The sequence below is a fragment of the Bacillus coahuilensis m4-4 genome, assembly GCF_000171615.1.
Taxonomy (GTDB): domain Bacteria; phylum Bacillota; class Bacilli; order Bacillales; family Bacillaceae_K; genus Bacillus_T; species Bacillus_T coahuilensis.
Map to the genome: position 1 here is coordinate 24415 of NZ_ABFU01000018.3, position 13339 is coordinate 37753.

Sequence of the window (13339 nt, forward strand, 5' to 3'; positions counted from 1 at the left end):
CTCCTTAATCTTGTTTAGATAATATAGTTTTTGGTGATAGTCGAAGAACGGTTAAGGAAGGTAATAATGTAGAAATCATGACAATAAGAAATCCAATCCCTCCTAATATTCCTAACTCTTTAGGAGTAACTGATACATCTAACGTATTTATAACATCAACATCTTGTATGGCCGGTAACGTGGCACCACCTTGGAACCCTCCAGCCATTCTATTAAATGATGCAGGTTCTACTATAGCTTCTGATTCTAGGATTTCTTGTGATAGTAATTGTTCTCCAATTACTCCAGAGATATAGGTACCTGACACAGTAGCTATACCAAAAGCTAAGACAGCAATGATCAACACCTCTGTGAAAAATTGACCAACAAGCTTCCATTTCTTTTCCCCTAAAGATAGAAGAACACCCATCTCATATTTTCGATCACGTATATTCATCATAACGATTAAGCCTAGAATAATGGAACCTGCAATAGTAACAAGGTATACAATGTTACTAGAGAACGCAGCAACATTTTCAATAGGACCCATCATTTGTTCGTATAACTGATCATTAGCGGATAGGTTAAACAACTCCCAATCGACGGTGTCGACTGAAGCGGTTAAATTTGTGAAGTCTTCTGTAAAAAGTGGATCTGAAATATAATAGATAGCAGAATCAATGGCATTTGTGTATTGCTCTCCTTTTAAAGTTGAGGCAACTGAATAATGTGTATAAATAGCATTAACAGGATCTAACGCAGGAATGGAAAGTCCTTGCATATTTTCATTGACTTCATTAGTTTGATAGAGACCTATTATAGTTAATTCTTGTATAATCGTTTCGTCAACAGAGGTTACCTCAATTGTATCTCCGACAGTTAGATCATTTTCCTCTGCTAAAGATTGTTCAATTAATGCCCCATTTCCATCCTCTGATAGATGGCTACCTTCTATCAACTCCGCTGTTCCGTCAGTGAATACGTCTACAGAATCCGTGAATTCTACACCCTCAATGGAGACATCAGCAGACATTCCTGATGGTCTAGCGTCAGCACTTGTCGTTTCAGATTCTTCGATTTCCTCTGCAACGGGCTCAAAATTTAAGGCTAAAGCAGAAGTTGTTGAAAAGAAGTTGTAGCCTTTCAGTAAATCCGAGGTGGCTAATTCTTCTGCACCTTCAAGTGGTAGGGGAACAGGTTCAAATCTCACTCGACTTCCTTGACTGTTTTGCTCTAAATTGGCCATAACAGCTTCTCGATCAACAGAAAGAGTAACATCTCCTCCAAGCTTTTGCCTTGCAAGAATACTTGCATTTTCTGCTGCGGATTGAATGGTGATACCTGAAAGAATCAGTACACTAATGACAGTAAAGATTACAAGCAATAGCGCGCTCTTTCCTAATTTTGCCTTTACACTTAATAGTGATCGTTTTAAAAAGTTCATCATGCTCCTCCTATTATTTATCTCATTTTTTTAACCGAACAATTTCGGGATGACCTTAGTTTAGTTGGGGAGTATGACAAACTTATAACGAAACTGGGTGTTTTTTAGGAACTTAGTGAAATCTATTACGTAATGATAGGAAATCATATATAATCGAACAAAAAGAAAAAAGGTGGTTCAAATGAAGATACTTGTCGTAGAAGATAACGAAAGTGTATGCTCAATGATTGAAATGTTCTTTTTAAAAGAAGGCTGGGAAGGGGCATTTGCCACAGATGGAAAAGAAGGATGGGCATTATTTGAATCGAATCCAACAGGCTATGACTTTATCCTATTAGATTGGATGTTGCCAGGAATGGACGGGATTACATTGTGTAGAAAAATTCGAGGGGTAACGAAGAATGTACCTGTTATTATGCTAACGGCAAAAGACTCAGATTCTGATCAAGTACTAGGATTAGAAATGGGAGCAGACGATTATGTTACGAAACCATTTAGTCCACTTACACTAATGGCACGAATTAAAGCGGTACGAAGAAGATATGAAGAAATCCAACCAAAGGGAGCTTCTCTTCATTATAAAGAATCCACTTACTTTAAAATAAGTAAAGAAACAAGAGAAATCTTTTATCAGGATACTGCGATTGACGGATTAACGCCGAAAGAATTTGACTTGTTGTATTATTTTATTCACCATCCAAAGCAAGTATTTACTAGAGAGCAGTTGTTAGATCGTATATGGGGCTATGAATATTACGGTGATGAACGAACCGTTGATGTTCATATTAAAAGGCTCCGAAAGAAAATCCGTACCGCTACCCATCCATTTATTCACACGGTTTGGGGTGTCGGATATAAGTTTGATGAGACGGTAGTAGAAGAATGAAATTGAAGTATTTTCACAAGCAGCTGTTCAGTCATTTTAGTGTACTATTCATTGCTTTCTTTTCAATTAGTATTTTGTTTTCGCAATTAGCAGAGGAGTTTGTTTATCAAGAAAAGGTAGATGACTTAATAGGGTATGGTGAAAAGCTACTACAAGATGTGAGAGATAATAATCAACGACGTGACCTGCTCTTTTTTGCTTATAATTCTTTTTTACAAACAGAAGATGTGAGATTCTATTTCTTTGATACGGGTAGTGAGTTTCTTTACTCAACAGGACCTTACGAAAAACCAGGTCGACTACTTAGTGATGAAGAGTGGGAGAAACTAAAACAGGGGGAGACCATCTCTATACAGCGCGATTTAACAAAATTTGATCAAGGGATGACCATCGTTGCCATTCCAGAGATGTATGATGAACAATTTCAGTATGGGATTCTTTTAGCTGCTCCCTCATCAAGTTCAACAAATGTCATCAATCAGCTAACGGTGTATCTTATTTTCTCAAGTATTTTAGCCTGTTGTCTCGCCTTCTTACTAAGCTGGTTATTATCAAAAAACCATGAAAAACGAATACGAATGCTTCAAGATGCGACATCCAAGATTGCTTTAGGAGATTATACTGTTCAAGTGCCTTTAAAAGGTGAGGATGAAATTGGGAACTTAGGAAAAGACTTCAATTATATGACCAAGGTTCTAAGAGAATCCCAGGAAGAAATCAATAGACTGGAATCAAGACGACGTCGCTTTATGGCTGATGTGTCTCATGAACTTCGAACTCCGTTGACGACCATGAGCGGAATTGTAGAGGGCCTTCAAAATGATCTTATCCCAGAAAGTGAAAAAGAGAAGAGCCTACGTTTAGTGAATAAAGAAACCAAGCGCCTCATCAGGCTTGTGAATGAAAATCTAGATTACGAACGAATTCGGTCTAATCAAATCCCCATCCATAAAGTTTCCATTGATTTAGGGGATTTATTTGAGCTAGTTGTGGACCAGTTAGAATTGATAGCAGAGGAAAAAGACATAACATTACATGTCGATTTGGTGAATGAAGTGAGCGCGTTTGCAGATTATGACCGACTCGTTCAAATTCTCATGAACATAACAAAAAATGCAATCCAGTTTACTGAGCAGGGTTCCGTTACTCTACAAGGGGTGGAAACAAAAAGGGAAACGATTATAAAAATAAAAGATACTGGAATAGGCATGAGTGCGGAAGAAGTTCATTCCATATGGGAACGTTTTTATAAAGCCGATTTATCTCGTACCAATAACCCATATGGTGAGTTTGGATTAGGTCTTAGTATTGTTAAGCAGCTCGTTCTTTTACATGAGGGAACGATAGAGGTAGAAAGTACACCTTTAAAAGGAACACAATTTACTATCACTTTACCAAAACAAAAGAACTCCTCGATGTAAGGGGTTCTTTTGTGTAAAGGCTCCGTTTAATAAAAGTGTGAATATTGACTAATATCCAGCAGTTACGCGGTTAAAAGCAAAGCTATTTTATGTGCATTGGGCAGGGTTATGTAACAGAGCCTTTTCGAAAAGTAAAATCTAGAAAAACATTCGCTCGAACAATACGATTGAAATCATACCAGCTAAAAAGAAGTAATTAAATAATTTATTAGTTTGCTTATGTCCAGTGGAAGGGGGAGCCATTTGATCAAAAGCCTCTTTTCGTAACTCTGTCTCAAAAAGAATCATCTTGAATCTCACCTCTACACTATATAGTAAGCGCTTACAATTGATTTTATACACAGTTGGTTAATTAGTCAAATAATTCTGATGATAATAGAGAGAGGACTTAAACTGATACCATATCATGATGGAGTTATGCTCTTGACCCAAGCTCTAGAAAAAGGAAGAAAGGGCACGCGGTAGTGGGAGCGCGCGTCTCAAGTCCGAGCAAAAAGGAGTAAAGGGCACGCGGTAGTGGGAGCGCGCGGCCCGAGCAAAAAGGAGTAAAAGGCACGCGGTAGTGGGAGCGCGAGTCCCTAGCCCGAGCAAAAAGGAAAAAAGGGCACGCGGTAGTGTAAGCGCGCGTCTCAAGCCCGAGCAAAAAAGGAAAAAAGGGCACGCGGTAGCAAAAGTAAGCCACCCCCGAGGATGCAAATTTACAAAAAATTTACACTACCCTGCTTCCTCCCTTGCCACTAAGATATCAAACTAGTCAAGTCTGTCCCCCTAAAGAGTTGAAGTGGAATCTGAATCATCACCATATGAACTAAGTTTCAGGCATTTTCATTAAAGGTGATGGCAGTGCTTGGCCAAAAAAAGCTATATGGGGAAACAATTACGGTGTAAAACAGCGTCAAACAAAAAACCAGCAGAATATTCTGCTGGTAAAAGAGGTAAAGTATTAATGATTCGCCATCTTAGCATCTGGCTTATGATATACCCCAATTTTATTCACTAATTCTGTGCTTTCAGAGTTTAAGCCGACAACTTCTACCGATTTGCCTGCCTCTTTGAATTTCAAGACAATCTTATCAATAGCTCCAACGGCTGAATCATCCCAAAGGTGAGCATGGGTTAAGTCTAAACGGATATAGTCAGATTCCTTTTTAAAATCCATATGCTGAACAAGTTCAGATACAGAGGCAAAGAAGATTTGTCCATAGATAGAATACGTTGTTGTGTTCGTTAACGTATCCATTTTCTCATCTACACGAACCTTTGAAATCTTGGCTGCAAAGAAGATCGCACTGAGAAGAACTCCTGCTAATACACCTTTTGATAAATCGTGTGTTATAAGAACAATTCCTACCGTTACAATCATTACAGCTGCGTCTGTTTTGGGCATAATATGAAGCTTGGTTAAAGAGGACCAATCAAATGTTCCAATAGACACCATAATCATGACCCCAACTAGTGCGGCCATTGGTATTTGAACAAGAAGGTCGTTTAACACAATAATGAGCATTAATAAGAATACACCCGCGACTAAAGTAGAGAGACGACCACGTCCACCTGATTTTACGTTGATGACAGATTGACCAATCATGGCACATCCGGCCATGCCTCCAAAGAATCCAGCGATAATGTTCGCTATACCTTGTCCTCGAGCTTCGCGGTTTTTATCACTTGCTGTATCCGTCATGTCATCAACAATCTGGGCGGTTAATAAGGATTCTAATAGTCCGACAAGAGCTAATGCTAATGAATAAAGGAAAAATAATACGCAATGTTTCAAATGTTAAAGGAATGTCAGGAAGTAAAAATAATGGGAGCTGCTGAGATAAATTCCCCATATCTCCAACAGTCCGTACGCCTGCACCAGTTGAAATTGCCAAAATAGTAATAATGACAATAGCTACTAGAGGGGACGGGACAACTTTGGTGAATCTAGGTAAAATATAGATAATAGCTAATGATCCAGCAACTAACGCATACATGATCCAGCCTTCTCCTACAAAGTGTGGAAGCTGAGACGTAAAGATTAATATGGCTAGTGCGTTCACAAATCCTACCATTACAGATCGAGGAATAAATTTCATTACTCGCCCTACTTTAAATACACCAAAGATGATTTGGATGATTCCAGTTAAAATGGTAGCTGCTAATAAATATTGTAAACCATAATCTTTAACTAACGTTACCATGACTAGTGCCATGGCTCCAGTTGCAGCTGAAATCATACCTGGACGTCCACCGACAAAGGCTATGACTACAGCGATACAAAATGAAGCGTAAAGACCAACCATGGGGTCCACACCAGCAATGATGGAAAATGCAATGGCTTCTGGAATTAAGGCAAGTGCCACAACAATTCCAGATAAAATGTCACCACGTACATTTCCAAACCATTGTTCTTTTAATGTTTGAGTATTCAAACGAACACCTCTTTCTATTCATAATATCATTGATTCTTATCTTTTAAGAATCGGTCCGATGACAACGGATAGAATTATAACATCCTTTCTTTTTTATCTCTAATCTCATGTAAGCGCATTAAATTCTAATATCCTCTTTAAATCATCATTTTTCTTCTATTTTCATAGAAATATAAACTATTAGCAAGTTCATATGCATGAATGTTTTGCCAATTCGTCATGATTTCTCTTAGTATTACTTGAAAGAACTGATACAATTAAGTAGAGGTGAACCATATGTTTAATAAAATTTTATTGGCATCAGATGGATCAGAACATGCAATTGAAGCGGCTAGAAAAGCGGGTGAACTTGCTCAAAAAGGAAATAGACCATTTGTAACGATTGTGTATGTAGTAGACATTGAAACGAGCAAATCAGATGTTATTTCCTCTCACTCCTTAACAGAAGTACATATGATACGGAATCAAAGAATGAAAGAAACGCAAGAAGTCCTAGAGAAAATGGATGTGTTATCAGAAATAATCGTGTTAAAGGGCAATCCAGGTGCAGAAATTGTCAAGAAAGCAAATAAAGAAGAATATGAAGTTGTTGTTATAGGGAGCAGAGGATTAAATGCTCTACAAGAAATGGTTCTAGGCAGTGTTAGCCACAGGGTGGCAAAAGGAGCGAACTGTCCTGTATTAATAGTGAAGTAATATAGAAATAGGAGGTAAAGAAAAGACCTGAAGGGCATTCTGGTCTCTTCATTATTAAATTTTCGTTAAATCTTGTCTCGCTTTTGCCACAAAGTAGGATTATCTACTATAATCTCCATATGCTTAGTAAAAGGAGACGAAAATGAATCGTTATGTAGAAATATTTTTAGTGGCACTTCGTCTTGGATTCACATCATTTGGTGGGCCAGTTGCTCATCTTGGGTATTTCCGAGAAGAATACATTAACAGAAGAAAGTGGTTGGATGAAAAAAGCTATGCCGATTTAATTGCTTTGTGTCAATTTCTACCAGGTCCTGCAAGTAGCCAGGTCGGAATTTCAATTGGGATGGTACGAGGTGGTATTTTAGGCGGATTCCTGGCTTGGTTAGGCTTTACAATGCCATCAGTCATTGCGCTTGTTGTTTTTGCACTTGTCGTAACAAATGTTGGTGGAGTTGATGCAGGGTGGATTCATGGCCTGAAGCTTGTAGCTGTAGCTGTTGTGACTCAAGCAATTTTAGGAATGGGGAAGAAATTAACTCCAGACCGCGAAAGAATCACGATCGCTATTGTCGGAGCCGTTGCAACGTTAGCCTTTCCTACTGCATGGGGCCAAATCGGAATTATTTTGGCGGCTGCCATAATTGGTTATATTTTATACAGAAATGAAGAAAAAGAAGAAATGATTGTGTTACCCATTACATTTAGTAAGAAATTAGGAATTGCAGCATGGGTACTATTTTTTGGACTATTATTCTCTTTACCCCTATTACGTAATGTATTTGATTCTGTAGCATTTGCCATTTTTGATATTTTTTATCGTGTAGGATCCCTTGTGTTTGGAGGAGGTCATGTTGTGCTTCCAATGCTAGAGCGTGAGCTTGTTCCCGCTGGATTCCTTTCGGAGGAAAGCTTTTTAGCTGGATATGGTGCAGCACAAGCTGTCCCAGGTCCGTTATTTACGTTATCAGGGTATATCGGTGCAGCAATTGGTAGTTGGCCACTTGCTCTTATTGCAGTAGCGGCCATTTTCTTGCCGTCTTTCTTGCTACTGATTGGTACTTTACCATTTTGGAATAGTATTAGGGAAATGAGCTTTGCCCAAGGTGCGTTAAAGGGAGTTAATGCAGTAGTAGTTGGGATCTTACTAGCCGCTTTGTATGATCCTGTTTTTACGAGTGCAGTTCAAACACCTGCTGACTTTGCTGTCGTCGTTATAGCATTCGGTTTAGCACAATTTTGGAAGGTTCCTGCTTGGTTAATCGTAATAGGTACAGCAGTAGCTGGTGCTATTATATCCATTATATAATACAAAAAGGGCAGCTTATCCTACAGCTGCTCCTTTTTGTATATGGTTCCATGCTTCATTTACAAAGTCTTCAATGCGTTTTTCATCGCTCTCATTTGGTGATAATTCTATTTTTAAAGACTTAGCTGCTAACACGCCACCACGGTTTTCGATTAATTCTTCTAGCATGTCAACTGCCCCGCAAAAATGTGGATAAGAATGATCACCAGAACCAAACAGAGCAAAAGCCTTGGAGGATAAGTTTAACTCCTCAAGTTCTTCAACTAAATCTAAGCTCTCATCAGGATATTCGCCATCTCCCCATGTGTATAGTCCGAGGAATACCATATCATATTCCTGTAATTCAGTCGCTGAATCCAAATCTACTATTTCTAACAAATCTGCTTGAATGGGATGACTCTTTAATTTTTCTAAAATGATATCAGCAATTGCCTCTGTATTTCCACTCATGCTTGCATATACGATTGCTACTGGTTTCATAATAAATCACTCCTATATTTAATGTAGTACAGTTGGGGTAGTAAGAGAGATTTTTTTTATTTCTCTTAGACCTGCTATATAAAGGCTATCTTTGTTTCCTGTCCCCCTAAAGCTATGACCTTTGACAAATTCAATTGGAACCATTTGATTAGGTTCTAATAGATAGATTCTTGAATAACCTTGTTGATCCTGTGCCGAGGTAAGATATAGAGAGGACCCCACATGAAAACAATCTAATAAAGCCCTTTCTTTTATTGGGGGAAGAATCGTTTTTCTTTGGTTCGTCAAAAGATCAACCACTTCTACTGAACCAAGATTTTCTTCAAATCCTCCCGTTGTGAAATATAAAACCCCATCCTGATGAAAAATGGAGGATATCATTCTATAAGGGAGTGAAGTTATTTTCTCCATTCGCTTAGAGAGCAAGTGATATCGCCAAACCCCACTCTCTTCGTGCATTTGTGTCCCAATGTAAATCCATTCACCGACAAGTGATAGTGATCTGATGATAGGAGGGTGTTTGAATTTCTTGAAGGGAGAAATATAGTCCCAAGATGAACCATAGTTGTAAGAAACAACGAGCTTACTTCCATTATGAGAAACAAGAATTCCATCGTCACTTCCATCAATGTCCCATAACCGCTGAGGGGAAGGAAATGTTGTCTTGGTCCATAACTGGTTTCGTAAATCTAAGCGAACGATTGTCCCTGCTTCACCCACACCATACAAATACGCGCCTTTTTGAATGAATTTATAAATATCAACCGAAAGAGAAAGACTTTGTTTGAGTTCATTGCCTTCCATTACATAAATCCCTTTCTTCTTACATGAAACGAAGAGAGATTGCCCATGTTGAATAATGCTTGTAGCAGCATTAAGATGCATGGCGATTCTCCGAGCGCCATTGCAAAATCGATTCAATATACTCCGTGCATTCTTGCTCTTGATTTTCATCCATAGGGTTTCCTTCGATTTTTAACAGAGTAGGAAACACTTCAGCTTTTTGAGCAGCGAATTTATTGGCCAGTAGGTCAACTGCAGCACAAAATTTAGGGTACGAACGATCACCTGATCCGAAGCAGCCAACAATCTTTCCTTCATACATTACATCCTGTAATTCCTCATAGAAATCCTCTACTTCATAAGGAAGATCACCGTCACCCCATGTGTAGGCACCAATGAAAATTAAGTCATATTCTAACAAACTAACCGCATCTACTGTATCTAGTTCTTCCTTATGTACTTCATACCCATTTCTTTCTAAGGATTTATATAAAATAGAGGCAATATCTTCTGTATTCCCAGACATACTTGCATAACCGATAAATGCTTTCACTCATATCCCTCACTTTAGTTGAGAATTACTTTCAATAACAATATAATTGAAAATGATTATCATTGTCAACATAAAGCTGGTACTATCAAAATTTTGGAGATGAATGGTGTTTAATCCTTATTAATTTTGAAAGGAGCTAGAGGCACAAGGCTACAAGAGAAGCCAACTTTTAGAGATCATTTGAATTAATTAGTAGAGCCAAAAAAAAGAAGCACCCAGTTATACTAAGTAGTTCCGTTCAGAGGTAGAACAATGGAAATAGCAAGCCTTTTAGCAAGCGAATTCACATATAAATCGTGTGTATATTTATTGATATCACAAGGGTTTTAATGGTTTAACGTTGAAAATAGCAACGGTTTTGGTATAGGAATTAGCAACTGGACAACAGCTATTGTTCGCAAGCTAAAATGATGGTGAAACCATGGTCAAAACCAATGTTATTTTGTATAGTTAATTGTAAGATTTTTGTAGGAGTAAAAGGCTTAATGCTAAACTATATATGTAGAGTTTGTGAAGGGATGTACTTAAACTAACGGGGCAGTTATCTTTAATAAGGATTATGGATTTATATAGTAAAATTTATATAAAGGAGTGGGTTATATGAGTGAGATAGATATAGCGATGACTATATATATTATATTTATGATTGTAGCGACTTTAATAAGTTTTAAATATGGTTCTACTATGATTAAAAAAACGGGATTGTTTCTACCGCAAGCCTTAATTGCAGGAACTATAAACTTGGCATTAGGTGTATTTGCAATAATAGGATGGTTCTTCTTCGCTTGGGGTGTAAATGAATTTCTATTCTTTGGAGGATTAGTTTTAGGTATAGGATTATTAGTTGTAGGCGAAGCCGTTTTGCTTTCAACGTTATTTTTGAAACGAAAGATATGGATACAAATTTACAATGAAACCTTTAATTAAAAGAACAGTGATACTTCACTAACGGGTGCTTTAGTTGAACAGTAAGTCAATAAAACATTAAAAACGCAAAGGAACATAAACCTCTGCGTTTTCTTGTGCGATTTTGATGTCCAAAGTTATGCGATTTACCTTGTTATTTCGGTTGTGAATAGGCGTTTTCTACTTCACAACCGAAATACTTACAGTTATACTAGATCCTCTAAAAATAAAGAAAGTAGGTTTATGGTACCTCATGCCCCATGCTAGCATGTAAAATTTCAAACCACTGATCATGATTTAAAGAAAGGTCTAATGAACGAATGGCTGATTGAATTCTATTTGTTTTACCTGATCCAACGATTGGCATAATGTTTGCAGGATGTTGAAGTAGCCAAGCATACATCACTTCATCAATTCCCTTTGCCCCAATTTCTGCTCCTACTTTTTCAAGCGCAGAACGTAGACGAACAGATTTCTCGTCATCTCCAGTGAATATATTCCCTCCTGAAAGCGGGCTCCAAGCCATTGTTCCTAAACGTTTTTCAAGGTTTAGATTCAATGTTCCGTCTTCAAAGTTTTCTAAGTGATAAGCAGAAAGTTCAATTTGGTTCAAAATTAATGGAACATCTAAATAGGATTCGAGCATTCTATATTGATGATCCTTGAAGTTAGAAACACCAAAATGACGCACTTTACCAGAAGCATGTAATTCATTAAATGCTTCTGCTACATCCACTGGATTCATAAACGGATCAGGGCGATGAATGAGTAATACATCAATATACTCGATTCCTAAACTCTTTAAAGAATTTTCAACTGATCGTAGAATGTGTTCTTTCGTTGTATTGTAATGATGCGTTTTGTGAGTTGGACGCTCATCAGAAGGGATGACAATTCCACATTTTGTTACGATTTCCATCTTTTCACGAAGTTCTGGTTTTAGCTTTAAAGCTTCTCCAAAAAGTCCTTCGCATGTGTAACCACCATATAAATCTGCGTGATCAAATGTTGTGATTCCGTTTTCAAGACAGAATTCAATTAATTCTACTGTTTGTTCTGATGAGTAATTCCAGTCAGCTAGTCTCCATAATCCGTGTACAATTCTTGAAAAGGATAGATCTTCAGTTAGTTGGATGCGTTGCATTGTATAGCCTCCTTAGTATGTATCGCACACTATTATACTCTTTTTTTCAACCCAAGAAAAAACATTCGCCCAAACTTTTTTGTTGAAACTTTCAGAGGTTTCTGTCATAGTTAATCAATGAAAGCGCAATCGAATAGTTTAAAATGTAGGGGAACCGGTGTTGCCGGGTGAGAAGATAGACGGAATCTATTAACCCTTGAACCTGATCTGGCTTATACCAGCGTAGGAAACATTGACGAGTAATGATGAATGATGTTATCACGCCTAGGTATGTAGCCTAGGCGTTTTTGTTTTATATACAGTCATTTAGGGGGGAATACTACACATGAAGAAATTAGTAATCAGCATGTTCTTACTAGGTCTATTAGTGGGATGTAGCGGAGAAAAAGAAGAGTCTGCTAACAAGGATGTAACACAAGATGTGACAGTAGTTTTAGACTGGACACCGAATACAAATCATACAGGATTATATGTTGCTAAAGAGAAAGGGTTTTTGAAGAAGAGGGACTTAATGTTGACATTATAATGCCTGGGGAATCTGGAGCCGACCAGTTAGTAGCTTCAGGAAAGGCTGACTTTGGTGTAAGTTATCAAGAAAGTGTTACACAGGCAAGAGTACAGGAAGTTCCGATCGTATCCATTGCTGCTGTCATACAACACAATACATCAGGTTTTGCCTCTCCAGTGGATAAAAATATCCAATCACCAAAAGACTTTGAAGGAAAAGTGTATGGAGGGTGGGGAGCTCCTGTTGAGAAAGAAGTTATTACATCGTTAATGAATACTGAAGACGGAGATGTTGAACAAGTAGGATTTGTTAATATGGGAGACAGTGATTTCTTTACCGCTGTAGCTCGCGATATTGACTTTGCCTGGATTTATTATGGGTGGACTGGAGTAGAAGCTGAGCTAAGAGGGGAAGAGTTAAATATGATTTATTTAACAGATTACTCAGAGAAGCTAGATTACTACACTCCAGTATTAACAACAAATGAGGATCATATTGAAAATGATTCAGAGCTTGTCAAAGCTTTTTTAGCTGCCGTTACTAAAGGATATGAATTTTCAATTGAAAATCCAAGTGAAGCAGCAGATATTTTAATAGAAGCTGAGCCAGACCTTGATGCTGAACTCGTTAAAGCATCACAAGAATGGTTAAAAGATAAATACAAGGATGATGCACAGCGTTGGGGAGAGCAAAAAGAATCAGTTTGGACGAATTATTCTGAGTGGATGGCCGAAAATGGATTATTAGAAGGCGATTTTAACGCAACTGAAGCATTTACCAATGACTATTTGCCAAACTAAAGGAGATCAAATG

General features: G+C 37.9%; 11 protein-coding genes, 2 pseudogenes and 1 riboswitch. Of the genes and pseudogenes, 6 read left to right on the forward strand and 7 right to left on the reverse strand.

Annotated features, from left to right (window positions below; all coding sequences use genetic code 11):
- Positions 1 to 4: 4 nt before the first annotated feature.
- A complete protein-coding gene (locus tag M44_RS04260) occupies positions 5 to 1423 on the reverse strand; it encodes an ABC transporter permease (RefSeq protein WP_010171209.1) in 1419 nt (472 codons plus the stop codon).
- Between the two features lie 181 nt (positions 1424 to 1604).
- Here M44_RS04260 and M44_RS04265 point away from each other — a divergent pair, with 181 nt between their 5' ends.
- Positions 1605 to 2309 carry a response regulator transcription factor gene (locus tag M44_RS04265; RefSeq protein WP_010171212.1) on the forward strand — a complete coding sequence of 235 codons (705 nt, stop codon included), beginning with the start codon at positions 1605 to 1607 and terminating at the stop codon, positions 2307 to 2309.
- Positions 2306 to 3730, forward strand: coding sequence for a sensor histidine kinase (locus M44_RS04270; RefSeq protein ID WP_010171213.1), 1425 nt, complete (start codon positions 2306 to 2308; stop codon positions 3728 to 3730). The genes M44_RS04265 and M44_RS04270 overlap by 4 nt, the downstream gene beginning before the upstream one ends.
- 138 nt (positions 3731 to 3868) lie before the next feature.
- Here M44_RS04270 and M44_RS26805 read toward each other — a convergent pair whose 3' ends face one another.
- Together M44_RS26805 and M44_RS20220 are read right to left on the reverse strand one after the other, a co-directional pair.
- Positions 3869 to 4018: a hypothetical protein gene (locus M44_RS26805; protein WP_010171215.1), complete on the reverse strand. Its 150-nt coding sequence runs from the start codon at positions 4016 to 4018 to the stop codon at positions 3869 to 3871.
- Positions 4019 to 4673: 655 nt separating this feature from the next.
- Positions 4674 to 6147: pseudogene (locus tag M44_RS20220) on the reverse strand (SulP family inorganic anion transporter).
- Between the two features lie 276 nt (positions 6148 to 6423).
- Here M44_RS20220 and M44_RS04285 point away from each other — a divergent pair.
- A complete protein-coding gene (locus tag M44_RS04285) occupies positions 6424 to 6843 on the forward strand; it encodes a universal stress protein (protein ID WP_010171221.1) in 420 nt (139 codons plus the stop codon).
- A gap of 142 nt (positions 6844 to 6985) precedes the next feature.
- Positions 6986 to 8152, forward strand: a complete 1167-nt coding sequence (locus tag M44_RS04290; RefSeq protein WP_010171223.1) for a chromate transporter — start codon at positions 6986 to 6988, stop codon at positions 8150 to 8152.
- A 15-nt stretch (positions 8153 to 8167) separates the two neighbouring features.
- Here the strand turns inward: M44_RS04290 and M44_RS04295 are convergent, their stop codons facing one another.
- From M44_RS04295 to M44_RS04305, 3 genes are read right to left on the reverse strand one after another with little or no spacing between them, the layout of a single operon-like run.
- A complete protein-coding gene (locus M44_RS04295; protein ID WP_010171224.1) occupies positions 8168 to 8632 on the reverse strand; it encodes a flavodoxin in 465 nt (154 codons plus the stop codon).
- Positions 8633 to 8650: 18 nt separating this feature from the next.
- The gene (locus M44_RS04300; RefSeq protein ID WP_010171226.1) at positions 8651 to 9517 is read right to left on the reverse strand and encodes a hypothetical protein; all 867 of its coding nucleotides are present in this window, start codon (positions 9515 to 9517) and stop codon (positions 8651 to 8653) included.
- The gene (locus M44_RS04305) at positions 9507 to 9968 is read right to left on the reverse strand and encodes a flavodoxin (RefSeq protein WP_010171227.1); all 462 of its coding nucleotides are present in this window, start codon (positions 9966 to 9968) and stop codon (positions 9507 to 9509) included. The genes M44_RS04300 and M44_RS04305 overlap by 11 nt, the downstream gene beginning before the upstream one ends.
- A gap of 600 nt (positions 9969 to 10568) precedes the next feature.
- Here M44_RS04305 and M44_RS04310 point away from each other — a divergent pair.
- On the forward strand, positions 10569 to 10895 hold the full coding sequence (locus M44_RS04310; protein WP_010171229.1) for a hypothetical protein: 327 nt from the start codon (positions 10569 to 10571) through the stop codon (positions 10893 to 10895).
- A gap of 220 nt (positions 10896 to 11115) precedes the next feature.
- Here M44_RS04310 and M44_RS04315 read toward each other — a convergent pair whose 3' ends face one another.
- Positions 11116 to 12018: an aldo/keto reductase gene (locus M44_RS04315; protein WP_010171232.1), complete on the reverse strand. Its 903-nt coding sequence runs from the start codon at positions 12016 to 12018 to the stop codon at positions 11116 to 11118.
- Positions 12019 to 12155: 137 nt separating this feature from the next.
- A riboswitch (TPP riboswitch) is annotated at positions 12156 to 12264 on the forward strand.
- 79 nt (positions 12265 to 12343) lie between these two features.
- Between M44_RS04315 and M44_RS20225 the strand changes: the two are divergent.
- Positions 12344 to 13326: pseudogene (locus tag M44_RS20225) on the forward strand (ABC transporter substrate-binding protein).
- The last annotated feature ends 13 nt before the right edge of the window (positions 13327 to 13339 follow it).